Raw genomic sequence first — 24,730 nt, 5'->3', positions numbered from 1 at the left:
GGACCGAGCCCGCGGCATCCGCCCCCCTTCGCTGAATCTCCTCCCGCCGCCGCCGCGGCCGCCACACCCAAGGCCCCCACACACGCCAAGGCCTCACGCCGCCGCGGCTGTCCGCACCGCAGATGCGTCCGCCCCGCCCGGCGAATGCTCGCCCCACCCGCTAGACTCGACCTCGAACCACAGCAACCTTTAACCCCGTCCCGTGAGGCGGAGAAGGGAGCGGCGGATGAACACGCGCACCGTCATGCACGATGCCGACATCGCCCGCGCTTTGACGCGTATCTCGCACGAGATCCTGGAGTCGAACAAGGGTCCGGAAGGGCTCGTCCTCCTCGGTATCCCGACCCGCGGCGTCACGCTCGCGAATCGGATCGGCCCGCTGGTCGGCGAGTTCGGCGGCACATCCGTCCCGGTCGGCGCGCTCGACGTGACCATGTACCGCGACGATCTGCACCGGAACCCGACCCGAGCACCACGGCGTACCGAGATCCCCGCCGGCGGCATCGACGGCAAGACCGTCGTGCTCGTCGATGACGTGCTGTTCTCGGGCCGCAGCATCCGCGCCGCCCTCGACGCCCTGCAGGACATCGGGCGTCCCGCGGCGGTGCGACTCGCGACCCTGATCGACCGCGGCCACCGCGAGCTGCCGATCCGCCCCGACTTCGTGGGCAAGAACCTCCCCAGTGCCCGCGACGAGCGGGTCAACGTGCGCCTCGCCGAAGTCGATGGCGTCGAAGAGGTGACGATCGAATCATGAGGCACCTTCTCGACACCCAGCACCTCTCACGAGCCGACGCCCTCGAGATCCTCGACGTCGCCGAAGACATGGCCGACACCCAACGCCGTGAGATCAAGAAGCTCCCGACCCTGCGCGGCAAGACGGTCGTCAACCTCTTCTTCGAAGATTCCACGCGCACGCGCATCTCGTTCGAGGCCGCCGCGAAGCGCCTGAGCGCCGACGTCATCAACTTCTCGGCGAAAGGCTCCAGCGTCAGCAAGGGCGAATCGCTCCAGGACACCGCGCAGACGCTCCAGGCGATGGGGGCGGATGCCGTCGTCATCCGCCACGGCGCATCCGGTGCCCCGCGGACTCTCGCCACCAGCGGCTGGATCAGCGCGGGCGTGGTCAACGCGGGCGACGGCACGCATGAGCACCCCACGCAGGCGCTGCTCGACGCCTTCACGATCCGCAAGCGCCTCTTCGGCGACGACAGCCGCGGCCGCGACCTGAGCGGCATCCGGGTCACGATCGTCGGTGACGTGCTGCACTCGCGCGTCGCGCGATCGAACGTGTGGCTCCTGCACACCCTGGGTGCCCGGGTCACGCTCGTGGCACCGCCGACCCTCGTCCCTCAGGACGTCAGCGGTTGGCCCGTCGAGGTCGACTACGACCTCGACCACGCGATCGCCGCGGGCCCCGAGGCGCTCATGATGCTCCGCATCCAGCTCGAACGCATGTCGGCGGCGTATTTCCCGACTGAACGGGAGTATTCGCGTCGCTATGGTCTCGACGCGCGACGTTTGGACGCCCTGCCGACCGATAGCATTGTGTTGCACCCCGGTCCGATGAACCGGGGTCTGGAGATCTCCGCCGAAGCCGCCGATTCGCCTCGTTCGACGGTGCTCGAACAGGTCACGAACGGCGTCTCCGTGCGGATGGCCGTGCTGTACCTGCTGCTGGCGGGCGAGCGGCCCGACACCGAGAAAGAGGACCTCCGATGAGCCACGCCACCCCCCAGACCCTTCTGGTGCGCGGCGCGCGCGTCGAAGGGCAGGATGCCACCGATTTCCTCGTTCGTGACGGCGTCATCGCCGAGACCGGCTCCGGCCTGTCGCACGCCGGTGCCACGGTCATCGACGCTGAGGGGCTGATCGCCCTTCCCGGCCTCGTCGATCTGCACGTGCACCTGCGCGAGCCCGGGTTCGAGGCGTCCGAGACCGTCCTCACCGGCTCCCGCGCGGCTGCGGCCGGCGGCTTCACCACCGTCTTCGCGATGCCGAACACCTCTCCCACCGCCGACACCGCGGGCGTCGTCGAGCAGGAGCTCGCGCTCGGCGAGGCCGCCGGCTACGTGCACGTGCAGCCGATCGGGGCTGTCACGGTGGGGCAGAAGGGCGAGCGTCTCGCCGAGCTCGGAGCGATGGCCGACTCCCGGGCACACGTGCGCGTGTTCAGCGATGACGGGTTCTGCGTCTTCGACCCGCTCATCATGCGGCGAGCGCTCGAGTACGTGAAGGCGTTCGACGGCGTGGTCGCGCAGCATGCGCAGGACCCGCGTCTGACCGAGGGCGCCCAGATGAACGAGGGTGCCGTCTCGGCCGAGCTCGGCCTCACCGGCTGGCCGGCGGTCGCCGAGGAGTCGATCATCGCCCGCGACGTTCTGCTGGCCGAGCACGTGGGCTCGCGCCTGCACGTGTGCCACCTCTCGACGGCGGGCTCGGTCGACATCATCCGCTGGGCCAAGAAGCGCGGCGTCGACGTCACTGCCGAGGTGACCCCGCATCACCTGCTGCTGACCGATGAGCTCGTGCGCGACTACGACGCCCGATACAAGGTCAACCCGCCGCTGCGCCGCGAAGAAGACGTGATGGCGGTGCGCGAGGGCCTCGCCGACGGCACGATCGACATCGTCGCCACCGACCATGCCCCGCACCCCGCCGAGGCGAAGGCCTGCGAGTGGGCGGCGGCCGCCAACGGCATGGTGGGCCTCGAGAGCGCCCTACGGGTCGTGCAGCAGGCCATGGTCGACACCGGCCTGCTCGACTGGGCGGACGTCGCGCGCGTGCTGTCGAAGACGCCGGCGCGCATCGGCCGCCTCGACGGTCACGGCACCCCGGTCGCCGCAGGTCACCCGGCCAGCTTCACGCTGTACGACCCCCGCCCCTCGCGCACCTTCGCCGTCGCCGACCTGCGCGGACGCAGCAAGAACTCGCCGTACCTCGGCCGGGAGCTGCCCGGTGAGGTGCGCTGGACCGTCCGCGCCGGAATCCCCACCGTCGCCGACGGGGCACTGCTCGACGCGCCGGGAGTCCTCGGATGACGCGTGAGGGCGCCCTTCTCGTCATGGCCGCGGTGGCCGTGATCGCGCTGGCTCTGCTGGCGTGGGCGTGGGTGCGACGAACGCGGCGCGATGCGCGCTACACGGCCCCCGTGGGAGAGCTGCCCGGCGACGCCGTCGAAATCGCGGTGTTCCCGGGTCTCTACGTGGCCACGACCCGTCACGACGAGCCGCTCGAGCGACTCGCGATCAAGGGCCTCGGCTTCCGCTCCCGCGTCGACGTCACCGTCACCACGGCGGGCGTCGCCCTCGACCTTCCGGGCCAGCCCCGCATCGCGCTCACCCGTGACCTGCTGGTGGATGCCGCACAGGCCACCGTCGCCATCGACCGCGTGGTCGAGGCGGGCGGTCTGGCGCGTGTCAGCTGGCGCATCGACGACGACACCGTCGTCGACACCTACCTCCGACCTCAGGATGCCTCTGCCAAAGCGCTGGCCGATGCCATCCGTCCCCTCATCACCACGACAGGAAGCGACGCATGACCGCCCTGATCCCTTCCTCGCGGATCTCGCGAGACCCGGCCGTCCTCGTGCTGGAAGACGGCACCCGTTACACAGGCCGCGCCTACGGTGCGCACGGCGAGACCCTCGGCGAGGTCGTCTTCGCGACCGGCATGACCGGGTACCAGGAGACGATCACCGACCCCTCGTACGCCGGCCAGATCGTGTTGCAGACGGCCCCCCACATCGGCAACACCGGCGTGAACGACGAGGATCCCGAATCCCGCCGCATCTGGGTCGCGGGCTACGTCGTGCGCGACCCCTCGCGCATGGTGTCGAACTGGCGCGCGAACCGCTCGCTCGACGACGCGCTCGTCGAGGACGGCATCGTCGGCATCTCCGGTATCGACACCCGCGCGGTCACCCGTCGTATCCGCTCTTCGGGCAGCATGCGCGGCGGCGTCTTCTCGGGTCAGGCGGCGAGCCTGGATGCCGACGAGCAGCTGCGTCGCGTGCGCGAGGCCCCGGGCATGGCCGGCCGCAACCTGAGCGCCGAGGTGTCCGTCACCGCGATCGAGGTGACCCCTGCCACGGCGGAGCGCATCGGGAACCTCGCCGTGCTGGACCTGGGCGTGAAGAAGTCCACGATCGACAACCTCGCCGCCCGCGGATTCGACGTGCATGTCTTCCCGCAGTCGGCCACGATCGACGAGATCCGCGCCATCGAGCCGGTCGCGGCGTTCTACTCCAACGGCCCCGGTGACCCCGCGGCATCCGATCAGCACGTCGAGCTGCTGCGCGCCGTCCTCGGCGACGGTCTGCCGTTCTTCGGCATCTGCTTCGGCAACCAGCTTCTGGGCCGCGCCCTCGGGTTCGGCACGTACAAGCTGCCGTTCGGCCACCGCGGCATCAACCAGCCCGTGCTCGACAAGACCACCGGCCGCGTCGAGATCACGTCGCAGAACCACGGCTTCGCCGTCGACGCGCCCCTCGACCGGGTCGTCGACAGCCCCAACGGCTTCGGACGCGTCGAGGTGAGCCACATCGGCCTCAACGACAACGTGGTGGAGGGCCTGCGCGCGCTCGACATCCCCGCGTTCAGCGTGCAGTACCACCCCGAGGCGGCCGCAGGACCCCACGACGCCAACTACCTGTTCGACCGCTTCCGCGACATGGTGATCGCGACCGTTCGACAGGCCCAGGGACCGGCCACCACGGCTCGCACTCCCACCGACGCTCAGGATTCGACCCAGGAAGACACCCATGCCTAAGCGCGACGACATCAACTCCGTCCTCGTCATCGGCTCCGGCCCGATCGTCATCGGTCAGGCCTGCGAGTTCGACTACTCCGGTACCCAGGCGTGCCGGGTGCTGCGCGAGGAGGGGGTGCGCGTGATCCTCGTCAACTCCAACCCCGCGACGATCATGACCGACCCCGACTTCGCCGACGCGACCTACATCGAGCCGATCACCCCCGAGGTGATCGAGACGATCATCGCGAAGGAGAAGCCGGATGCCGTGCTCCCCACCCTCGGTGGACAGACGGCCCTGAACGCCGCCATCCAGCTGCACAAGCGCGGCATCCTCGAGAAGTACGGCGTCGAGCTCATCGGCGCGGACTTCGACGCGATCAACCGCGGCGAAGACCGCCAGATCTTCAAGGAACTGGTCATCGAGGCGGGCGCCGACGTGGCGGCATCCGTCATCTGCCACTCGATGGACGAGCTGATCGCCGGGGCCGAGAAGCTCGGGTACCCGCTGGTCGTACGCCCGTCGTTCACGATGGGTGGTCTCGGCTCGGGCTTCGCGTACGACGAAGCCGACCTCCGGCGCATCGGCGGCGCGGGCCTGCACGACTCGCCCACCAACGAGGTGCTCCTGGAGGAGTCGATCCTCGGGTGGAAGGAGTACGAGCTCGAGCTCATGCGCGACACCGCCGACAACACCGTCGTGGTGTGCTCGATCGAGAACGTCGACCCCGTCGGCGTGCACACGGGCGATTCCATCACGGTCGCCCCCGCGCTGACCCTGACCGACCGCGAGTACCAGCGTCTGCGCGACATCGGCATCGACATCATCCGCGCGGTCGGTGTCGACACCGGTGGCTGCAACATCCAGTTCGCCGTGGATCCCGCGTCCGGGCGCATCATCGTCATCGAGATGAACCCGCGCGTCTCGCGCTCGTCGGCGTTGGCGTCGAAGGCCACGGGCTTCCCGATCGCGAAGATCGCCGCGAAGCTCGCGATCGGCTACCGGCTCGACGAGATCCCCAACGACATCACCAAGGTGACCCCGGCGAGCTTCGAGCCGACGCTCGACTACGTCGTCGTCAAGGTGCCGCGGTTCAATTTCGAGAAGTTCCCCGCCGCCGACACCACACTCACGACCACCATGAAGTCGGTCGGCGAGGCCATGGCGATCGGCCGCAACTACACCACGGCACTGCAGAAGGCGCTCCGCTCGCTCGAGAAGCGGGGCTCCAGCTTCCATTGGGGCGACGAGTCGCGCTCGGCGCGGGAGCTGCTCGAGATCGCCAAGACCCCGACCGACGGTCGCATCGTCGTGCTGCAGCAGGCACTGCGCCTCGGCGCCACGCCCGAGCAGGCGTTCGACGCCACCGCGATCGACCCGTGGTTCATCGACCAGATCGTGCTGATCAACGAGGTCGCCGCGGCCATCGGCGAGGCCGAGAGCCTGGATGCCGACACCCTGCGCCTTGCGAAGGAGCACGGTTTCAGCGACGTGCAGATCGCCCAGCTCCGCGGTCTCGACGAGGCCGAGGTGCGCGAAGCCCGCTACGCGCTCCACGTGCGCCCGGTCTACAAGACCGTCGACACCTGCGCGGGGGAGTTCCCGGCCCTCACGCCCTACCACTACTCCTCGTACGACGCCGAGACCGAGGTGACCCCCTCCGACCGCACGAAGGTCGTCATCATCGGGTCGGGCCCCAACCGCATCGGACAGGGCGTCGAGTTCGACTACTCGTGCGTGCACGCCTCCTTCGCGCTGTCGGAAGCCGGGTACGAGACCGTCATGGTCAACTGCAACCCCGAGACCGTGTCGACCGACTACGACACCTCCGACCGCCTGTACTTCGAGCCGCTGACGCTCGAGGACGTGCTCGAGGTGCTGCACGCCGAGGCGCAGTCGGGCACCATCCTCGGCGTCGTCTGCCAGCTCGGCGGTCAGACGCCCCTCGGCCTGGCCAAGGGCATCGAGGCCGCCGGCTACACCATCCTCGGCACCAGCCCCGAGGCGATCGACCTCGCCGAGGAGCGGGAGCTGTTCTCGCGCCTGCTCGACGAGGCGGGTCTCGTCGCCCCCCGCAGCGGCACCGCGATCGACGTCGACGGCGCCGTCGCGGTGGCCGAGGAGATCGGCTACCCGGTGCTCGTGCGCCCGAGCTTCGTGCTCGGCGGCCGCGGCATGGAGATCGTGTACTCGACCGAGGCGCTGCGCGACTACTTCGTGCGCGTCGCCGACCAGGCCATCATCGGCCCCGGGCTGCCGCTGCTGGTCGATCGCTTCCTCGACGACGCGATCGAGCTCGACGTCGACGCGCTGTACGACGGTACCGACCTGTACATCGGCGGTGTCATGGAGCACCTCGAGGAAGCCGGCATCCACTCCGGTGACTCGTCCTGCACCCTGCCGCCCGTATCGCTCGGCCGCACCGAGGTCGACCGTGTGCGCGAGGCGACCCTCGCCATCGCGAAGGGCGTGGGCGTGCGCGGTCTGCTCAACGTGCAGTTCGCGATCTCGGCCGGCGTGCTCTACGTCATCGAGGCGAACCCCCGCGCCAGCCGCACGGTGCCGTTCGTGTCGAAGGCCCTCGGCATCCCGCTCGCCAAGGCCGCCAGCCGCATCATGGCCGGCAACACCGTCGCCGAGCTGATCGCCGAGGGACTGCTGCCCGAGAAGGACGGCTCACGCGTCCCGCTCGACGCCCCCGTCGCCGTCAAGGAAGCCGTGCTGCCGTTCAAGCGCTTCCGCACGGCCGACGGTCACACCGTCGACAGCGTGCTCGGACCCGAGATGCGTTCCACCGGTGAGGTCATGGGCATCGACCGCGACTTCCCGACCGCGTTCGCGAAGTCGCAGGAGGCCGCGTACGGCGGGATGCCGACATCGGGCGTCGTGTTCATCTCGGTGGCCGATGCCGACAAGCGCGCCGTGATCCTGCCCGCTCACCGTCTGCAAGAGCTCGGCTTCGAGCTCATGGCGACCGAGGGCACGGCCGAGATCCTCGCGCGCAACGGCATCCGGGTGGAGGTCGTCGAGAAGTATTCCGAGACGCAGGGCTCCGGTCAGCGCAACGTCGTCGACCTGATCAACGCCGGGGAGATCGACATGATCGTCAACACCCCCAGCGGCGGATCGGCGCGCGCCGACGGCTACGAGATCCGCGCAGCGGCCGTCGCCGCCGACAAGGCCCTGTTCACCACGATGGCCGTCCTCGGCGCCGCGGTGAGCGCCCTGGGTGCGATGAAGGACGGCTTCGAGGTCCGAAGCCTCCAGGAATACGCCGTGGATCGCGCGGGCCGTCTGTGAGCGAGTCGTTCGGGCAGCGGCTCAGCGCCGCCCTCGACGAGCACGGTCCGCTGTGCGTCGGCATCGACCCCCACGCCGCACTGCTGTCGGTGTGGGGACTCGATGCCACCGCCGAGGGCGTGCGCACGTTCGGCCTGCGCGTCGTCGAGGCGGCGATCGGCCGTGTCGGAGTCGTGAAGCCGCAGGTGGCGTTCTACGAGCGGTACGGCTCGAAGGGCTTCGCCGCGCTCGAAGACGTCATGGCCGCCGCGCGCGCCGCGGGACTGCTGGTCGTCGCCGACGCCAAGCGCGGTGACATCGGCACGACCATGGAGGGCTACGCCCACGCCTGGCTCGAGCCCGGTTCGCCCCTCGAGGCGGATGCCGTGACCCTGACGCCGTACCTCGGCGCCGATTCGCTGCGTGACACGCTCTCGCTCGCCGTCCGTCATCGCAAGGGCGCGTTCGTACTCACCGCGACGAGCAACCCCGAGGCACGGGCACTGCAGAGCGCCATCGTCGACGACGTCCTCGCCGTCGGCGATCACGAACACGTCGCCGCGCGCGTCGCCCACGACGTGAACGAGGCCAACATCGGCGCCCCCGGTGCGCTCGGCTCGATCGGCGTCGTCGTCGGCGCCACCGTCGACCGTGCCGCGTTCGGTCTCGGCGATGTGGCCCTCGCCGGGATGCCGATCCTCGCGCCCGGCTTCGGCGCTCAGGGAGCCGCGCCCGCCGATCTCCGTCGCCTCTTCGGATACGTCTCCAAGGCGGTCGTGGCCAATGAGAGTCGCAGCATCCTCGCGGTCGGACCCGACCGTCTCGCCGCCCGCATCGACGAGCGTGCTGCTCTCTACCGGGAGACCCTGAATGGTTGACACCCGTCTTCCGCCCGAAGCCGACGGCGCCGCCTCATCGCGCCGCCCGCCGGAAGTCGACCGCGCCGCCGCCTCGCGTCGCGCGGTCGAGGCGCGTCGCGAGCGCGCCGCGCTGAAGCGCGACGTCTCGAGCCGCGTCATCTCGCCGCAGGAGCTGCTGCGGCGGGGTCTGGCCGACCCGCTGTCTCCGGCCGGGGCCATGCGCGTGACCGAGTTCCTCACGGCGATCCCGGCGATCGGCGAGAGCAAGCGCGATCGCATCCTCGTCTCGCTCGGGATCTCGCCGGTCAAGCGGCTCGGCGGTCTCGGCACGCGTCAGCGTGACGCGTTGCGGGGCTTCCTCGACACCCGCTGGCCCGAGCCGGGTCCGCGCGAAGGTCGCAGCCGGCTCATCGTGCTCGCCGGTCCCACGGCGGTCGGAAAGGGCACGGTGGCGGCGCACATCAAGCAGAACTACCCGCAGATCCACCTCTCGGTCTCGGCGACGACGAGAAGCCCCCGCCCGGGCGAGGTCGACGGACAGCACTACTACTTCGTCGACGATGCCGAGTTCGACCGCCTGGTCGCCGCGGGGGAGTTGTTGGAGTGGGCCGTGGTACACAACCAGAATCGCTACGGCACGCCCCGCGAGCCGATCGAGCGGGTATTGGCCGCGGGCGGCACCGCCCTGCTCGAGATCGACCTGCAGGGGGCGCGACAGGTGCGCGCCGCCGACCCCTCGGCGACGCTGGTGTTCCTTCTGCCGCCGAGCTGGGACGAACTCGTGCAACGCCTGGTCGGGCGGGGGACCGAGGATGCCGAGGAGCGCGCCCGCCGTCTGCGCACGGCCCGCGTCGAGCTCGCCGCGCAGAACGAATTCGACTACCGCGTCGTCAACGAGGACGTGGCGTCCGCCGCCGCCGACGTCGTGGCTCTGGCCGCCGCGCAGCGCTGACGGCCCGGCCGTCCCGCCGGCGAGCGTGTTCGGGCGGGCGGGTGCGGGTTCCGGCCGGCGCGAGCGGGGTTCGGGGCGCCGGGGCGGGTCCGGTTCGGGGCGCGCCTCGTGCACCGGGGTGGACGTCGCCCGCCCCACCGCACACAACACGCCCCGATCCCGGCACGGGCGACCCACCCGACGCCCTCGGCACACCCCGGGTCGGCGTCGGCTAGAATGGGAGGATGCTTCGGCGCTCCCGGCGCCGCATCCACCCCATCCCGCCGAACCAGGAGGTTCCCCATGGCCGGACGTGACAAGGGCATCATCGACCCGCCCATCGACGCTCTGCTCGACAAGGTCGACTCGAAGTACCAGCTCGTCATCTACGCGTCCAAGCGCGCGCGTCAGATCAACGACTACTACTCCGACCTGCACGAGGGAAACCTCTTCGACAACGTCGGTCCGCTGGTCGACTCCACCGTCGAGGACAAGCCCCTCACGATCGCGCTGCACGAGATCCACGAAGACAAGCTGCGCCTGCGCGCTGCGGAGTAATCCACCGTCTTCGAGGGCACGCTCGTAATGTGCTCACAGATGTGACGATGCCCCGGGCGGCTCACCGCCGTCCGGGGCATACTTGTGCCCGTTCCCTGATCGCTAGCCTCCCGGAGTCGTCTTGACCGACCTACGCCTGTTCACGTCCGAGTCCGTCACCGAAGGACACCCCGACAAGATCTGCGATCAGATCTCCGACAGCATCCTGGATGCCATCCTCACCGACGACCCCACGGGGCGTGTCGCCGTCGAGACCCTCGTCACGACCGGGCTCGTGCACGTGGCGGGCGAGGTGTCGACCCGGGCGTACGTCGAGATCCCCGCGATCGTCCGTGACGTGGTGAACCGCATCGGGTACACCTCGAGCGACACCGGGTTCGACGGCGAGTCGTGCGGCGTGTCCGTCTCGATCGGCGCGCAGTCCTCCGACATCGCCGCCGGTGTCAACAAGGCCTTCGAGCAACGCGAGCGCGGATCCGTCGATCCCCACGACCTGCAGGGTGCGGGCGATCAGGGCATCATGTTCGGCTTCGCCACGAACGAGACTCCGCAGCTCATGCCGATGGCCATCTGGACGGCGCACCGCATCGCCGAGCGTCTGGCGGCCGTGCGCAAGAGCGGGGTGCTGCCGTTCTTGCGCCCCGACGGCAAGACCCAGGTGACGCTCGGCTACGACGGCTTCACGCCGCGCACCGTCGACAGCGTCGTCCTGTCGACGCAGCACCACCCCGACATCTCGCAGGAAGACCTGCGCGCGCAGGTGCAGGCAGAGGTCATCGATCCCGTGCTGGCCGAGACCGGGCTCGACCTTCCCGACGTGAAGTACTACATCAACCCGGCCGGCCCCTTCGTCATCGGCGGCCCCAAGGGCGACGCCGGGCTCACCGGCCGCAAGATCATCATCGACACCTACGGTGGAGCCTCCCGCCACGGCGGCGGCGCCTTCAGCGGCAAGGACCCGTCCAAGGTCGACCGCTCGGCCGCGTACGCCATGCGATGGGTCGCGAAGAACGCCGTCGCGGCGGGCCTCGCCGATCGCCTCGAGGTGCAGGTCGCATACGCCATCGGCAAAGCGAACCCCGTCGGTCTGTACGTGGAGTCGTTCGGCACCGCTCATGTGGACGACGACGTCATCGTCCGCGCGATCCGCGACGTGTTCGACCTGCGGCCCGCCGCCATCGTCGAGCAGCTCGACCTCCTGCGCCCGATCTACGCGCAGACGGCCAAGTACGGTCACTTCGGCCGCGAGCTGCCCGATTTCACCTGGGAGCGCACAGACCGCGTCGACGAGCTGCGCGCCGCCGCCGGAATCTGAGCGTGCGGGCGGGCGCCGCACGGCGTAGCCGGGGACGCGTCGGTGCGGCGAGGAGCATGACCGGTCGGGGCCGGGCGCGGGTTCGCACGTTCCTCGGAACGTGGGCTCGTGAACAACCCGTCGTGCGGGCATGCACGGGCCCCGGCTCTCACGTCCTCGGGTGCGCCGCCGCCTGCGCCCACGGAGTCCGCCCGTGAGCGAACGCCGCGTCGCGCGCGTGCAGCTCGAGTCGCCCGTGCCGCAGCTGGACCGCCTCTTCGACTACGCCGTCCCGCACCCGCTGGTGGCCGACGTCGCCCCGGGTGTGCGGGTCAAGGTGCCGCTGCGGTCGGCCGGGCGCATGATGGATGCCTTCGTCATCGAGGTCGTGGCCGATGACGGCACCGAACGCCCGCTGTCATCGATCGAGGCCGTGGTGTCGCCGATGCCCGTGTTGCCCGAACGTCTCTACACGCTCACGCGTCGCGTCGCCGATCGCGCTGCCGGCTCCGTCAGCGACGTGCTGCGACTGGCCGTTCCCCGGCGCATGGTCCGCGCCGAGAAGGCGTGGGCCTCGGCGCCCCCGCCCGGGGAGCCCGAGGTGGTGCCGGCCGCCCGCGAACGATCCGACGTCGCGTTGCGCGCGTACCCGGGGCTCACCGAGGCTCTCGACGCGGGAGAGCGCCTCGCGCTCGACGCGCCCCCGCACCCGCATCCCGAGCTTCCGCGCGGAGCCTGGGCCGACCTCCTCGCCGCCGCCGCGGTGCACACGCTGGCGCGGGGGAGGAGCGCCGTGCTCGTCGTGCCCGACTACCGCGATCAGGCGCAACTGCTCGCAGCCCTCGGCGAACTCGTGACGCCGGATGCCATCGTGCGCGACGACGCCGACCAGTCCGGGCCCGCCCGCTACGCGCAGTACCTGCGCACCCTGTCATCCGCGCCCTGCATCGTGGTCGGCCGCCGCTCGGGCGTGTACGCGCCCGCGCACGACACCGGGCTCGTGGCGATCTGGGACGACGGCGATTCGCTGCTGTCGGAACCGCTCTCTCCGGGTGTGCACGCGCGCGACGCCGCCCTGGTGCGCCAGGAGCTGGAGGGCTCGGCGCTGATCTTCGCCGGGCATACGCGCACGACCGACGTGCAGAGGCTCGTCGACGTGGGCTACGTGCGCGAGATCGCCCAGGCTCGGCGTCCGAGCCCGCGCATCGTGCTGAGCGCGACCCGCGAGGGGGAGCAGCGCCAGTCGCGCGTGCCCTCCTCCGCATTCGCCGCGGCGCGCGAGGCGCTGCAGAACGGGCCCGTGCTCGTGCAGGTCGCCCGCCCCGGGTACGCCCCCTCGCTCGTCTGCGCCGACTGCCGTCGCCCCGCTCGATGCGCGCACTGCGCCGGGCCCCTCCGTGCGGCTCGTCCCGGGGCGACCCCGGTGTGCGCCTGGTGCGGTCGCAGCGCCCACGCCTGGGCGTGCGGGCACTGCGGCTCGACGAAGCTGAGAATGGCATCGTCGGGCAGCGAGCGCACCGCCGACGAGCTCGGCCGCGCCTTCCCGAACACCCGGGTGATCATCGCCGACGGCGCCCACCCTGTGGCGGAGGTCGACGGTCAGCCGGCGCTGATCATCGCCACCCGCGGCGCCGAGCCGATCGCCCGTGGCGGATATCGCGCCGTCATCCTGCTCGACGGCGACCGGATGCTGCAGAGCGAAGCCCTGCGCATCGGCGAGAGCTGCCTGCGCTGGTGGTCGAACGCGGCGGCCCTCGCCGCACCGGGCGCGCCCGTGCACCTCGTCGGCGTTGCGGGGCCCGTCGCCCGTGCGCTCGCGACCTGGACCCAACCCGCGTACGCCCGCGCCGAGCTGGTGGATCGGGCGCCCCTGCGCATGCCGCCCGCCGTGCGGGTCGCCAGCGTCGACGGACATTCCCGCAGCGTCGACACCCTGCTCGCATCCCTTCGCGAGACGGTGACCGACCTCGACCCGCTCGCGATCCTGGGGCCGGTCGACACGTCCGAGACCCCCGACGTCGCGACCTCGCGCGCGCTCGTGCGTTTCGACTACGCGCACGGACGCGCCGTCGCCGAGGCTCTGCGCGCCGGTGTCATCGCCGACGCGCTGCGCGCCCGCACGTCGCGCAAGGGTCGCGGCCCGAAGCCGCGCAGTACGCTCAGAGTCCGTCTCGACATCCCCGAACCGGATCTGTGAGCGCCGCGCACCGTCTGTCGAACGCCACCGTCGTCCGTGTCGATGCACCCGCCCACATCCCCCTGCCCCGAATCGCCTGAGGAGAACCATGCGCCTCGTCTTCGCCGGCACTCCCGCCGTCGCCGTCCCCTCCCTCCGCGCCCTGGCCGCCGGCCCGCACGAGATCGTCGGGGTCGTGACCCGCAGCGACGCCCCGCTCGGACGAAAGCGCGTGCTCACGCCGTCGCCGGTCGCCCAGGCTGCCGGCGACCTCGGCATCCCGATCATCAAGGCCGACCGCCTCGACGCCGGCGCGACCGCGCAGATCACCGCACTCGAGCCCGACCTCGGCGTGATCGTGGCCTACGGCGGACTGGTCCGCGAGCCGCTGCTGTCGGCCCCCGCGCACGGATGGATCAACCTGCACTTCTCCCTCCTGCCACGCTGGCGCGGCGCCGCGCCCGTGCAGCGCGCCCTCATCGCCGGTGACACCGTGACCGGCGCCAGCGTCTTCCAGCTGGTCGCCGCTCTCGACGCCGGAGACGTCTTCGCCGAGGAGCGCTACGAGGTGCCCCCCGGCGCGACGACCGCCGATGTTCTCGACGCGCTTGCCGAGATCGGCTCTCCCGTGCTCGCGCGCGTGGTCGACGGCATCGCCGACGGCACGGCGGCCGCGACACCGCAGCGGGGCGAACCGACCCTCGCCCCCAAACTCACACTCGAAGACGGCGCTCTCGACTTCACCCAGGATGCCGAGACCCTCCTCCACCGCATCGCCGGCGTCACGCCCGAACCCGGAGCCCACACCACCCTCGACGGCGCCCGCTTCAAGGTGCTGCGCGCAGCTCCCGCCGAGGCGCCGCCGCTCACTCCCGGCCGGGTCACGGCATCCGGAAAGGACGTGATCGTCGGTACCGGTACGGGGCCCCTGCGCCTGGAGACCGTCCAGCCCGCGGGTAAGGGGGCGATGGCCGCCGGCGACTGGTTCCGAGGTCTTCGCACCGACGAACCGGTGCTCGGCGCATGAGCGTCCAGGGAGCGCGCACCGTCGCCTACGAGGTCCTCCGCGCCGTCTCCGGCGACGAGGCGTACGCCAACCTTCTGCTGCCGCACGCGATCGTGCGGGCGAGACTGGATGCCAAAGACGCCGGTCTCGCGACGGAACTGACCTACGGCACCCTGCGCCGGCGGGGAACGTACGACGCCATCATCGCCGCCGCGGCCGACCGCACCGTCGATCGCATCGACCCGAACGTGCTCGACGCGCTCCGCCTCGGGGTGCACCAGCTGCTGTCCACCCGCGTCGCCTCGCACGCCGCGGTCAACGAGTCCGTCGAACTCGCCCGTCGGCACGGCGGGGGGAAAGGCGCGGCGGGGTTCGCCAACGCCGTGCTGCGCCGTGTCTCGCGCGACACGCCCGGCCAGTGGATGGACCGCATCGCCGCCGCCGCGCGCAGTGACGACGAGCGCATCGGACTGACCACCTCGCACCCGGTGTGGATCGTGCGCGCCCTCCGCCGCGCACTCACCGCCGAGGGCCGCGCCGACGAGCTCACCGCTCTGCTCGAGTCAGACAACATCGCCCCGCGCGTGGCCATGATCGCCCTCCCCGGACTCGCCGAGGTGCCCGAGGACGCCGCATCCACCCGATTCGCCCCCACCGCGTTCACCACCCGCGGCGGAGACCCCGAGGGTCTCATCCGCGCCTCCGGGGGCCGCCTCCGCGTGCAGGACGAGGGGTCGCAACTCGCCGCACTCGCCCTGAGCCGCGCCCTCCCGGTGCGCGCGGGGGAACGCTGGCTCGACCTGTGCGCCGGCCCCGGCGGCAAGACCGCCCTGCTCGCAGCCGAAGCCCTCGCGCACGGCGCGACGCTGGATGCCAACGAGATCGCACCGGCGCGCGCCGGGCTGGTGCGACAGGCCGTGGCATCCGTGCCCCTCGAGGTGGAGGTGAGCGAGGAGGACGGGCGGGAGCGCGCGGCCCGGATGCCGGGGCAGTACGACCGCATCCTCGTCGACGCCCCGTGCACCGGCATCGGAGCGCTGCGCCGCCGACCGGAGGCACGCTGGCGCAAGACCCCGGCCGACGTCCCCGACCTCACGGCCCTGCAGCAGGACCTGGTGCTCGCGGCCTTCGAGGCGTTGACGCCCGGCGGTGTCGTCGCCTACGTGACGTGCTCGCCGCATCTGGCCGAGACCTCGGGTGTGCTCGCCGAGGTCAAGCGCGAGCTCGGCGACGAGGTCGAAGAACTCGATGCCCGCGCGGTCGTGCGTTCGGTGGCCGTGGACGAGATCGACCTGCCCGACCAGGCCGACGGCTCCCTCCGCGCGCAGCTCTGGCCCCACCGCCACGGCACCGACGCGATGTCGATCGCCCTGCTGCGCAAGCGCTGATCGGCCGCTCGCCCGGCGCAGGCGGGGAGGCCCGGCCCGCCGTGCGCGGACAGGCCCGGGCGCGGCCGTTCCCGTCCAGCTCGTCGAGTGTCCAGGACACGCCGAGCGAGAGGCCCGTCGAACGGCGCGTCCTGGACACTCGACAGGACGACGCAGGGGAGCGCGGCGGCGGTGCGAGCGCACCGCCCGCACATAATGGTCGGGTGCCTACCGACGCCTCCCGCATCAACCCGAGCATCCTCGCCGCCGACTTCGTGAACATGGAGGCCGAGCTCGCGCGCATCGCGGGTGCCGACTTCGTGCACGTCGACGTCATGGACAACCACTTCGTGCCCAACCTCACGTTCGGGCCGCAGATGGTGGGGCGCATCCAGGAGACGAGCCCGGTGCCCCTCGACGTGCACCTGATGATCGACGACCCCGACCGCTGGGCTCCGGCCTACGCCGAGCTCGGGGCGGCATCCGTCACCTTCCACCTCGAGGCCGCGGCATCCCCGATCGCCCTCGCGCGCCGACTGCGCTCGATCGGTGCACGCGCCGGCGTCGCCGTGAAGCCCGGCACGCCCGTGGAGAACCTCTTCGACTCGCTCAACGAGTTCGACCAGATCCTCGTCATGACCGTGGAGCCCGGCTTCGGCGGGCAATCGTTCATGCCCGAGACCATGCCCAAGCTCCGCGCACTCGCCGACGAAGCCAAGCGCCGCGGCTCGAGCGTCTGGCTGCAGGTCGACGGCGGCATCGGCGAATCCACGATCGCCCAGGCCGCCGAGGCGGGGGCCGACACCTTCGTCGCCGGATCCGCGGTCTTCGGCGCCGACGACCCCGACGCGGCCATCCTGTCGCTGCGCGCCACGGCCTCCCGCCACCGTCACTGACCTGCGCCCCGCGAGAAACGGAATCCACCCGAAGAAACGCCCCGACACGGCGTTTCCACGCACGAATCGCGTTTCTCACCACAAGGCGACACACGGCAACCACAAGGCGACACGGATGCCGCGACCTCGCGCCCGTGCGCGACGTCGGTGCAGGCCGCACCCGCGACGCGGTCGGCCTGGCCCCGAACGCTCAGCCACCCGGGACCACACGCCTCCGAACGCCTCGGACAGCCCCACCCTCGCCGACCCGATATCCTGGAACCGTGAAGACCTTCGACGACCTGTTCGCGGAACTCAGCGCCAAGGCCGTCGAGCGACCCGAGGGGTCCGGCACCGTCGCGCAGCTCGACGCGGGCGTGCACGCCATCGGCAAGAAGATCGTCGAAGAAGCCGCCGAGGTGTGGATGGCCGCTGAATACGAGTCCGACGAGGCCGCCGCCGAAGAGATCTCGCAGCTGCTGTACCACCTGCAGACGCTCATGCTGGCGAAGGGTCTGTCGCTCGAAGACGTCTACCGACATCTCTGAGCCCCGCCCCTCCTCCCACAGCTCACCCCACACGAAAGCACCCGTCATGCTGCGAATCGCCGTGCCGAACAAGGGGTCGCTCGCCGAGACCGCCGCCGAGATGCTCTCGGAGGCCGGGTACACCGGACGACGCGACTCGAAAGACCTGTACACCGTCGACCCCGTGAACGAGGTCGAGTTCTTCTACCTCCGCCCCCGCGACATCGCGACCTACGTCGGGTCCGGCGCGCTGGATGTCGGCATCACCGGCCGCGACCTGCTGCTGGACGCCCGCATGCCGGGCGCCCGCGAGGTCGAGTCGCTCGGCTTCGCCGGCTCGACGTTCCGCTTCGCCGGTCGCCCGGGCCGTTTCACCGGCATCCACGACCTCGAGGGCCTGCGGGTCGCCACCGCTTACCCGGGACTGGTCGATGCATTCCTCGACGAGCGCGGCATCGCGGTCGACATCGTGCCGCTCGACGGCGCGGTCGAGTCCGCCGTCCAGCTCGGGGTGGCGGATGCCGTGGCCGACGTCGTCTCCACGGGCACCACGCTCCGTCAGGCGGGGCTCGAGATCTTCGGGCCCGTCCTGCTCGAGTCCGATGCCGTGCTCATCGCCGGCCCGCAGGAGGTCGAGGGCACCGAGACGCTGCTGCGGCGTCTGCGCGGTGTCCTCGCCGCCCGCAAGTACGTGCTCATCGACTACGACCTGCCCGCTGCCCTCGTGGAGCAGGCGGTCGCGGTGGCCCCGGGCTTGGAGTCGCCGACGATCTCGCCGCTGCGCGACCCCGAATGGGTGGCCGTGCGCGTCATGAGCCCGCGCCGCGACGTCAACCAGGTCATGGACGCGCTCTACGCGATCGGGGCGCGCGCGATCCTCGTCACCGAGATCCTCGCCGCGAGGCTCTGATGACCCTCGCGCGTCGCGTCATCCCCTGCCTCGACGTCGCGGCCGGCCGCGTGGTCAAGGGCGTCAACTTCCTCGACCTGCGCGACATGGGTGATCCGGTCGAGCTCGCCAAGCTCTACTTCGACCAGGGCGCCGACGAGGTCACCTTCCTCGACGTCACCGCCACCGTCGACGAGCGTGCGACGACCTACGACGTCGTGCGCCGCACCGCCGAGCAGGTCTTCATCCCACTGACGGTCGGCGGGGGAGTGCGCTCCGCCGACGACGTCGCCCGCCTGCTCGCCGTCGGCGCCGACAAGATCGGTGTGAATTCGGCCGCGATCGCCCGCCCCGACCTGATCGACGAGATCGCCGACCGGTTCGGCGCGCAGGTCATCGTGCTCTCGCTCGACGTGAAGCGCGCGGCATCCACCCCGTCCGGCTTCGTCGTGACCACCCACGGAGGACGCACCGAGACGACCCTCGACGCCCTCGAGTGGGCGCGCGAGGCGGTCGAGCGCGGCGCGGGGGAGCTGCTGGTCAACTCGATCGACGCCGACGGCACGAAGCAGGGCTTCGACCTCGAACTCGTCCGCCTCATGCGCCAGGTCGCGGCGGTCCCGGTCATCGCGTCGGGCGGCGCAGGAGAACTCGGCCACTTCGCCCCGGCCGTGCAGGCCGGCGCCGACGCGGTGCTCGCGGCATCCGTCTTCCACTCCGGTCAGCTGACCGTGGGGCAGGTCAAGGACGCCATGGCCGCCGAGGGGATCGAGGTGCGCCGATGAGCATCGACCGTGTGAAGTACGACGCCGACGGACTCGTGGCCGCCGTGATCCAGCAGTTCGACTCGCGCGAGGTGCTGATGGTCGGATGGATGGATGCCGAAGCCCTGAACCGCACGCTCACCACCGGCCGCGTGACGTTCTGGTCGCGCTCGCGTCAGGAGTACTGGCGCAAGGGCGACACCTCGGGCCACATCCAGCTGGTGAAGGGGGCACGCCTCGACTGCGATGGCGACACACTGCTGATCGAAGTCGACCAGATCGGCGCCGCCTGCCACACCGGCGATCACACCTGCTTCGACGCCGACGACCTGCACCCGGTCGTGGGGGAGCACTGATGCGGCGCGCCCGCTCCACGGCGGTCCTCGCGATGCTGGTCGCCGGAGCGATGGGCGTGATCGCGTCGACCCAGACGTGGATCGACGTCACCCTCGACGACGGCGCGCAGCAAACCCTCGCCGTCGCCGGCGCCGAGGCACTGCCGATCCTCACCCCGCTCAGCCTGGCCGCGCTCGCGCTGGGCGCCGCCCTGTCGATCGTCGGCCCCGTGCTGCGCTACGTGTTCGGCGTTCTCGGCGCGCTGATCGCGGCGCTGGTGGGATTGGGCGCGGCGCAGCTGCTGATCGCCCGCCCGGTCGCCGCCGCGGCCTCGACCGTCACCGAGGCCACCGGCATCTCGGGAACGGATGCCGTGGCCTCCCTCGTCACGGGGTTCTCACTGACGCCGTGGCCGGTGATCACGCTGCTCGCGCAGGTCGTGCTGTTCGCCGCCGCGGTCTTCACCCTCGTCACCGCCCGTCGCTGGGCATCGGGAGCGAGTCGCAAGTACCGCACGGCGACCGAGGCCGGCACCGACACCGGTCGCCCCCACGACGCGATCGATTCGTGGGACGACCTCTCCCGCGGCGACGACCCGACGGCCTGACCGTTCCGGGTCGCGGCCCTACGCCGTGTCGCGACAGGAGCGCCGTGGCATCCCTCGATCGCGCCGCGCAGAAACGCCTTCGCGTGGAAGAAACGACGTGACGGGGCGTTTCTTCGCGTCGATCGCGTTTGTCGACGGATGCGGTGGCGGCGGCCCGACACCGTCACGGCCGAAGACCCTGCGACATCGAGACGTCGACGCCGGGACCCGCCTCGCGCTTCGATAGACTGGGCCGACGCTTTTCCCCGCGCCCGCGCGCGACTGTTAGGAGCCCCATGAGCAACCCCATCGGTGACCCCGGCCACGGACACTCGCCCGCCGCCTGGACGGCCGTGATCATCATGCTCGTCGCGTTCACGCTCGGCACCCTGTTCTTCTGGCTCGATATGCCCGTGATGGTGTGGGCCTCCGTGGGTCTGCTGGTCGTCGGTGCGATCGTGGGCTGGGGCATGACCAAGGCCGGTTACGGCGCGGGCGGCGCGAAGTCCAACCCGAAGGCGCACTGACCGTGCTGGCCGATCTGACGGCCGGAGCGGTTGAAGATGCCGAGCAGCGCGCTGCGTCGCGTACGCTCGCCGACGTCGAGCGCGACGCGATCGCGCAGTCGCCGGCACGCGACGCCCTGGCGATGCTCGCCCCCGCCGATCGGGTGAAGATCATCGCCGAGGTCAAGCGCGCGAGCCCTTCGCGCGGCGACCTCGCCGCCATCCCCGACCCGGCACGCCAGGCGCGCCTCTACGAAGAGGGCGGAGCGTCGGCCATCTCGGTGCTCACCGAGGGTCGCAAGTTCAAGGGCAGTCTTGCCGACCTCGAGGCCGTCCGCGCGGCCGTGGGCGTACCCGTGCTACGCAAGGACTTCCTCGCCACGCCCTACCAGGTGCTCGAAGCCCGCGCATCCGGCGCCGACCTCGTGCTCTTGATCGTCGCCGCTCTCGACCAGAAGACGCTCTCCGAGCTGTTCGCCCTGACGAACGAACTCGGCATGACGGCCCTCGTCGAGACGCACTCGGCGGAAGAACTCGAACGCGCCGCCGACATCGGCGCGAAGCTCATCGGCGTCAACGCCCGCAACCTCTCCACGTTCGAGCTCGACCGCGATCTGTTCGGCTCGCTCGCCGACCGCTTCCCGGCCGATGCCGTGAAGATCGCCGAATCCGCCGTGCTCACCCCCGCCGACGTCGCCCACTACCGAGCCGCGGGTGCCGATGTGGTCCTCGTGGGCGAGGCCCTCGTGACCGGCGACCCCGTCGCCACCCTTCGCGCGTTCCTCCAGGAGACCTCATGACCACCGTTCGTGACCACGCACCGAGCGACCACGAGCCGGGCGACCGGTCCGCGAGCCTGCGCGACCAGAAGGGGCCGTTCTTCGGCGACTTCGGCGGCCGCTTCATGCCCGAGTCGCTCATCGCCGCCATCGACGAGCTCACCGAGGTCTACGAGTCGGCGATGGCCGACCCGACCTTCCACGCCGAGCTGCGCGCCCTGCTGCACGACTACGCGGGCCGCCCCTCGGTGCTCACCGAGGTGCCGCGGTTCGCCGAGCACGCGGGCGGCGCCCGGGTGTTCCTCAAGCGCGAAGACCTGAACCACACCGGATCGCACAAGATCAACAACGTGCTCGGGCAGGCGCTGCTCACCAAGCGCCTGGGCAAGACGCGCGTGATCGCCGAGACCGGCGCCGGTCAGCACGGGGTCGCGACAGCCACCGCGGCCGCACTCTTCGGCCTCGACTGCGTGGTCTACATGGGCGAGGTCGACACCGAGCGCCAGGCGCTGAACGTCGCACGCATGCGTCTGCTCGGCGCCGAGGTCGTGCCCGTCACGACCGGCTCCCGCACCTTGAAAGACGCGATCAACGAGGCGTACCGCGACTGGGTCGCCTCGGTCGAGACGACGAACTACATCTTCGGCACCGCGGCCGGCCCCCACCCCTTCCCGGCGATGGTGCGCGACTTCCAGAAGATCATCGGCGAAGAGACGCGCGCCGAGTTCCTCGAACGTCTCGACCGCCTCCCGGATGCCGTCTTCGCGTGCGTCGGCGGCGGCTCCAACGCCATCGGCATGTTCGACGCGTTCCTCGACGACGAGGGCGTCGCTCTCTACGGCGTCGAGGCCGCCGGCGATGGCGTCGACACCCCCAAGCACGCGGCATCCATCGGTCGCGGTCGCCCCGGTGTGCTGCACGGCGCCCGCACGTACGTGCTGCAGGACGAAGACGGACAGACCACCGAGTCGCACTCGATCTCGGCGGGCCTGGACTACCCCGGCGTCGGCCCCGAGCACGCCTGGCTCGCCGACCTGGGCCGCGCGAAGTACATCCCCGCCACCGACGACGAGGCGATGCAGGCCCTGCGCCTGCTGTCGCGCACCGAGGGCATCATCCCCGCGATCGAGTCGGCGCACGCCCTCGCCGGCGCCCTGCGCGTCGGACGCGAGATGGGTCCGGATGCCGTGATCGCCATCAACCTCTCGGGTCGCGGCGACAAAGACATGGACACCGCGGCGCGCTACTTCGACCTCTACGACGCCGAGCACGCGTCGGAGCAGGCGGACGGCCCCGCGCAGACGCGCGCGGCCGAGGCCGTGGCATCCGCCCCCGGCTCACCGGTCGACGTGACAGCCGCGCCCGACGCCGCGAGCGGTGCGGGGGTCGAACTGTGACCTCGCGCGTCTCCGCCGCCATCGACGCCGCCCGCGCTCAGGGTCGCGGGGCGTTCGTGGGCTACCTGCCCGCCGGCTTCCCCGACGTGCAGACGAGCATCGACGCCGCCGTCGCCCTGGCCGAGGCCGGTGCCGACGTGATCGAACTCGGCCCGCCCTACAGCGACCCGGTGATGGACGGCCTGGTGATCCAGGAGGCCACGCAGACGGCGCTCGCCAACGGCTTCCGCATGCGCGACCTGTTCACCATCATCCGCGAGGTCACGGCGCGCACCGATGTGCCGGTCCTGGTGATGACGTACTGGAACCTCGTCGAGCAGTACGGCGTCGACCGGTACGCCGATGAGCTCGTGGCCGCGGGCGGCGCGGGTCTCATCACCCCCGACATCACGCCCGACGCCGGCGCCGCATGGATCGCCGTGAGCGAACGCACGGGTCTCGACCGCGTGTTCCTCGCCGCCCCCACGTCGTCCGACGAGCGCCTGAAGATGATCGTCGAAGCCTCCACGGGCTTCGTCTACACCGTGTCGACCATGGGCATCACGGGCGAGCGCACGCAACTGGATGCCGCAGCCCGCGAGCTCGTCGAACGTCTCCGCGCCTTCGGCGCGCAGCACGCCTGCGTGGGTATCGGCATCTCCAACGCCGAGCAGGTCGCGGGTGTCGTCGACTACGCCGACGGCGCGATCGTCGGCACCGCTCTGGTCAAGGCGCTGCGCGACGGCGGCGTCGAGGGGCTCTCGGACCTCGCGCGGGAGCTGTCCGCAGGCACGACGCGGCGCGCCCTAGACTCGTTCGCATGACGTTCGCCCTCTCGAGCGCCGCCTCCGGCGTGCTCGCCAGCATCCCGAGCCCGACGATCTCCTACGTCGATCTCGGTCCGCTCCGCATCCACTTCTACGCGCTCTGCATCATCGCGGGCATCATCGTGGCGGTCTTCCTCACGAACGCGCGCCTGACGCGTCGGGGGGCAGAGAAGTGGGTCGTCATCGACATCTGCCTGCTGGCGGTGCCGCTGGCCATCGTCGTGGCGCGCATCTACCACGTCGTCACGCACCTCGGCTTCTACTTCGGCCCCGGATCCAACCCCTGGAACATCACCCAGCCGGGCTCCGTGTGGGCGATCTGGGAGGGCGGCATCGCCATCTACGGCGCGCTGATCGGTGGCGCCATCGGTGCGATCCTCGGATGCAAGTGGACCGGCATCCGGTTCTGGACCTTCGCCGACGCCGTGGCACCGGGCCTCATCATCGCGCAGGCCATGGGCCGCTTCGGCAACTGGTTCAACCAGGAGCTCTTCGGCCAGCCCACCGACCTGCCCTGGGGCCTCGAGATCTCGGCCGGCAACCCGGCGATCCCCGTCGGACTGCCATCCGACACGCTTTTCCAGCCGACCTTCCTCTACGAAGTCATCTGGAACCTGCTCGGCGCCGCGGTCATCCTGTGGGCCGGGAAGCGCTTCGGCCTGCAGTGGGGCAAGCAGTTCGCGATCTACCTCATGTGGTACTCGGCGGGCCGAATCGTCTGGGAATCCATCCGAATCGACCCCAGCGACATCATCCTGGGCCTTCGCACCAACGTCTGGGCGGCCATCTTCGGTGTGCTCCTCGGCATCGTGATCTTCGTCGTGCAGTCCCGTCGTCACCTCGGTCTCGAGCCGTCGCCGTATGTGCCCGGTCGCGAAGGCAAGGCTCCCGGGGCTGTAGACTCAGGCGACCCCTCTGACTTCGTCGACGTGAGCGAGCCGCCCGCGACGAGCGACACCGTCGGCACCAGCGCCACAAGCAGCCCCGCCACGAAATAACACTCTGGGCCGACGTCGTCCCATCCGAAGCATCAACATGAGGACG

24 protein-coding genes are annotated in these 24,730 nt (G+C 70.9%); all 24 read left to right on the top strand.

Annotated features, from left to right (window positions below):
* Positions 1–226 precede the first annotated feature (226 nt).
* The 24 genes from pyrR to lgt all read left to right on the top strand — a co-directional run bounded on the left by pyrR (position 227) and on the right by lgt (position 24,684).
* Complete coding sequence (pyrR, locus tag FHS07_RS09085) at positions 227–757, top strand: bifunctional pyr operon transcriptional regulator/uracil phosphoribosyltransferase PyrR (RefSeq protein WP_183419603.1); 531 nt, start codon at positions 227–229, stop codon at positions 755–757.
* Positions 754–1,722 (top strand): aspartate carbamoyltransferase catalytic subunit, encoded by a 969-nt coding sequence (locus FHS07_RS09080; RefSeq protein ID WP_183419602.1) that lies wholly within the window; start codon positions 754–756, stop codon positions 1,720–1,722. Before pyrR ends, FHS07_RS09080 begins: the two co-directional genes overlap by 4 nt.
* On the top strand, positions 1,719–3,041 hold the full coding sequence (locus FHS07_RS09075; protein WP_183419601.1) for a dihydroorotase: 1,323 nt from the start codon (positions 1,719–1,721) through the stop codon (positions 3,039–3,041). The genes FHS07_RS09080 and FHS07_RS09075 overlap by 4 nt, the downstream gene beginning before the upstream one ends.
* Positions 3,038–3,541, top strand: a complete 504-nt coding sequence (locus tag FHS07_RS09070; protein WP_183419600.1) for a PH-like domain-containing protein — start codon at positions 3,038–3,040, stop codon at positions 3,539–3,541. Before FHS07_RS09075 ends, FHS07_RS09070 begins: the two co-directional genes overlap by 4 nt.
* Entirely contained in the window at positions 3,538–4,770 is a 1,233-nt protein-coding gene (carA, locus tag FHS07_RS09065) for a glutamine-hydrolyzing carbamoyl-phosphate synthase small subunit (RefSeq protein WP_183419599.1), read from the top strand. Before FHS07_RS09070 ends, carA begins: the two co-directional genes overlap by 4 nt.
* Positions 4,763–8,050, top strand: a complete 3,288-nt coding sequence (gene carB / locus FHS07_RS09060) for a carbamoyl-phosphate synthase large subunit (RefSeq protein WP_183419598.1) — start codon at positions 4,763–4,765, stop codon at positions 8,048–8,050. The genes carA and carB overlap by 8 nt, the downstream gene beginning before the upstream one ends.
* Positions 8,047–8,907, top strand: coding sequence for an orotidine-5'-phosphate decarboxylase (gene pyrF / locus FHS07_RS09055; protein WP_183419597.1), 861 nt, complete (start codon positions 8,047–8,049; stop codon positions 8,905–8,907). The genes carB and pyrF overlap by 4 nt, the downstream gene beginning before the upstream one ends.
* Positions 8,900–9,841 carry a guanylate kinase gene (gmk, locus tag FHS07_RS09050; RefSeq protein WP_183419596.1) on the top strand — a complete coding sequence of 314 codons (942 nt, stop codon included), beginning with the start codon at positions 8,900–8,902 and terminating at the stop codon, positions 9,839–9,841. The genes pyrF and gmk overlap by 8 nt, the downstream gene beginning before the upstream one ends.
* Before the next feature lie 282 nt (positions 9,842–10,123).
* Positions 10,124–10,378: a DNA-directed RNA polymerase subunit omega gene (gene rpoZ, locus FHS07_RS09045; protein ID WP_055837405.1), complete on the top strand. Its 255-nt coding sequence runs from the start codon at positions 10,124–10,126 to the stop codon at positions 10,376–10,378.
* Positions 10,379–10,499: 121 nt separating this feature from the next.
* Positions 10,500–11,693 (top strand): methionine adenosyltransferase, encoded by a 1,194-nt coding sequence (gene metK, locus FHS07_RS09040; protein ID WP_183419595.1) that lies wholly within the window; start codon positions 10,500–10,502, stop codon positions 11,691–11,693.
* Between the two features lie 193 nt (positions 11,694–11,886).
* Positions 11,887–13,869, top strand: a complete 1,983-nt coding sequence (locus tag FHS07_RS09035; protein ID WP_183419594.1) for a primosomal protein N' family DNA-binding protein — start codon at positions 11,887–11,889, stop codon at positions 13,867–13,869.
* Positions 13,870–13,957: 88 nt separating this feature from the next.
* Entirely contained in the window at positions 13,958–14,875 is a 918-nt protein-coding gene (gene fmt, locus FHS07_RS09030) for a methionyl-tRNA formyltransferase (RefSeq protein ID WP_183419593.1), read from the top strand.
* The gene (locus tag FHS07_RS09025; protein WP_183419592.1) at positions 14,872–16,242 is read left to right on the top strand and encodes an RsmB/NOP family class I SAM-dependent RNA methyltransferase; all 1,371 of its coding nucleotides are present in this window, start codon (positions 14,872–14,874) and stop codon (positions 16,240–16,242) included. Before fmt ends, FHS07_RS09025 begins: the two co-directional genes overlap by 4 nt.
* A gap of 203 nt (positions 16,243–16,445) precedes the next feature.
* Positions 16,446–17,117, top strand: coding sequence for a ribulose-phosphate 3-epimerase (gene rpe / locus FHS07_RS09020; protein ID WP_183419591.1), 672 nt, complete (start codon positions 16,446–16,448; stop codon positions 17,115–17,117).
* Between the two features lie 263 nt (positions 17,118–17,380).
* Positions 17,381–17,644, top strand: coding sequence for a phosphoribosyl-ATP diphosphatase (locus FHS07_RS09015; RefSeq protein WP_094732978.1), 264 nt, complete (start codon positions 17,381–17,383; stop codon positions 17,642–17,644).
* A 46-nt stretch (positions 17,645–17,690) separates the two neighbouring features.
* Positions 17,691–18,533, top strand: coding sequence for an ATP phosphoribosyltransferase (hisG, locus tag FHS07_RS09010; RefSeq protein WP_183419590.1), 843 nt, complete (start codon positions 17,691–17,693; stop codon positions 18,531–18,533).
* Positions 18,533–19,297 carry an imidazole glycerol phosphate synthase subunit HisF gene (gene hisF / locus FHS07_RS09005; RefSeq protein ID WP_183419589.1) on the top strand — a complete coding sequence of 255 codons (765 nt, stop codon included), beginning with the start codon at positions 18,533–18,535 and terminating at the stop codon, positions 19,295–19,297. The genes hisG and hisF overlap by 1 nt, the downstream gene beginning before the upstream one ends.
* Complete coding sequence (gene hisI, locus FHS07_RS09000) at positions 19,294–19,632, top strand: phosphoribosyl-AMP cyclohydrolase (protein ID WP_183419588.1); 339 nt, start codon at positions 19,294–19,296, stop codon at positions 19,630–19,632. Before hisF ends, hisI begins: the two co-directional genes overlap by 4 nt.
* On the top strand, positions 19,632–20,219 hold the full coding sequence (locus FHS07_RS08995) for a Trp biosynthesis-associated membrane protein (protein WP_183419587.1): 588 nt from the start codon (positions 19,632–19,634) through the stop codon (positions 20,217–20,219). Before hisI ends, FHS07_RS08995 begins: the two co-directional genes overlap by 1 nt.
* Before the next feature lie 275 nt (positions 20,220–20,494).
* Positions 20,495–20,725, top strand: a complete 231-nt coding sequence (locus tag FHS07_RS08990; RefSeq protein WP_183419586.1) for a DUF6704 family protein — start codon at positions 20,495–20,497, stop codon at positions 20,723–20,725.
* A gap of 2 nt (positions 20,726–20,727) precedes the next feature.
* The gene (trpC, locus tag FHS07_RS08985; protein ID WP_183419585.1) at positions 20,728–21,504 is read left to right on the top strand and encodes an indole-3-glycerol phosphate synthase TrpC; all 777 of its coding nucleotides are present in this window, start codon (positions 20,728–20,730) and stop codon (positions 21,502–21,504) included.
* Positions 21,501–22,880 (top strand): tryptophan synthase subunit beta, encoded by a 1,380-nt coding sequence (trpB, locus tag FHS07_RS08980; RefSeq protein ID WP_183419584.1) that lies wholly within the window; start codon positions 21,501–21,503, stop codon positions 22,878–22,880. Before trpC ends, trpB begins: the two co-directional genes overlap by 4 nt.
* A complete protein-coding gene (gene trpA / locus FHS07_RS08975; protein WP_183419583.1) occupies positions 22,877–23,683 on the top strand; it encodes a tryptophan synthase subunit alpha in 807 nt (268 codons plus the stop codon). Before trpB ends, trpA begins: the two co-directional genes overlap by 4 nt.
* Entirely contained in the window at positions 23,680–24,684 is a 1,005-nt protein-coding gene (lgt, locus tag FHS07_RS08970; RefSeq protein ID WP_183419582.1) for a prolipoprotein diacylglyceryl transferase, read from the top strand. The genes trpA and lgt overlap by 4 nt, the downstream gene beginning before the upstream one ends.
* The last annotated feature ends 46 nt before the right edge of the window (positions 24,685–24,730 follow it).

This window comes from Microbacterium proteolyticum (assembly GCF_014192415.1).
GTDB lineage: Bacteria > Actinomycetota > Actinomycetes > Actinomycetales > Microbacteriaceae > Microbacterium > Microbacterium proteolyticum.
Note: the sequence above shows the minus strand (reverse complement) of the source record. Positions and strands in the feature narration are given on the sequence as shown.

Coding starts and splice junctions, on each gene's coding strand:
- FHS07_RS09070 (WP_183419600.1), top strand. CDS start 3,038: ATGACGCGTGAGGGCGCCCTTCTCGTCATGGCCGCGGTGGCCGTGATC.
- lgt (WP_183419582.1), top strand. CDS start 23,680: ATGACGTTCGCCCTCTCGAGCGCCGCCTCCGGCGTGCTCGCCAGCATC.
- fmt (WP_183419593.1), top strand. CDS start 13,958: ATGCGCCTCGTCTTCGCCGGCACTCCCGCCGTCGCCGTCCCCTCCCTC.
- carA (WP_183419599.1), top strand. CDS start 3,538: ATGACCGCCCTGATCCCTTCCTCGCGGATCTCGCGAGACCCGGCCGTC.
- hisF (WP_183419589.1), top strand. CDS start 18,533: ATGACCCTCGCGCGTCGCGTCATCCCCTGCCTCGACGTCGCGGCCGGC.
- gmk (WP_183419596.1), top strand. CDS start 8,900: ATGGTTGACACCCGTCTTCCGCCCGAAGCCGACGGCGCCGCCTCATCG.
- hisI (WP_183419588.1), top strand. CDS start 19,294: ATGAGCATCGACCGTGTGAAGTACGACGCCGACGGACTCGTGGCCGCC.
- FHS07_RS09080 (WP_183419602.1), top strand. CDS start 754: ATGAGGCACCTTCTCGACACCCAGCACCTCTCACGAGCCGACGCCCTC.
- hisG (WP_183419590.1), top strand. CDS start 17,691: ATGCTGCGAATCGCCGTGCCGAACAAGGGGTCGCTCGCCGAGACCGCC.
- trpB (WP_183419584.1), top strand. CDS start 21,501: ATGACCACCGTTCGTGACCACGCACCGAGCGACCACGAGCCGGGCGAC.
- rpoZ (WP_055837405.1), top strand. CDS start 10,124: ATGGCCGGACGTGACAAGGGCATCATCGACCCGCCCATCGACGCTCTG.
- pyrR (WP_183419603.1), top strand. CDS start 227: ATGAACACGCGCACCGTCATGCACGATGCCGACATCGCCCGCGCTTTG.
- FHS07_RS08995 (WP_183419587.1), top strand. CDS start 19,632: ATGCGGCGCGCCCGCTCCACGGCGGTCCTCGCGATGCTGGTCGCCGGA.
- FHS07_RS08990 (WP_183419586.1), top strand. CDS start 20,495: ATGAGCAACCCCATCGGTGACCCCGGCCACGGACACTCGCCCGCCGCC.
- FHS07_RS09025 (WP_183419592.1), top strand. CDS start 14,872: ATGAGCGTCCAGGGAGCGCGCACCGTCGCCTACGAGGTCCTCCGCGCC.
- FHS07_RS09075 (WP_183419601.1), top strand. CDS start 1,719: ATGAGCCACGCCACCCCCCAGACCCTTCTGGTGCGCGGCGCGCGCGTC.
- carB (WP_183419598.1), top strand. CDS start 4,763: ATGCCTAAGCGCGACGACATCAACTCCGTCCTCGTCATCGGCTCCGGC.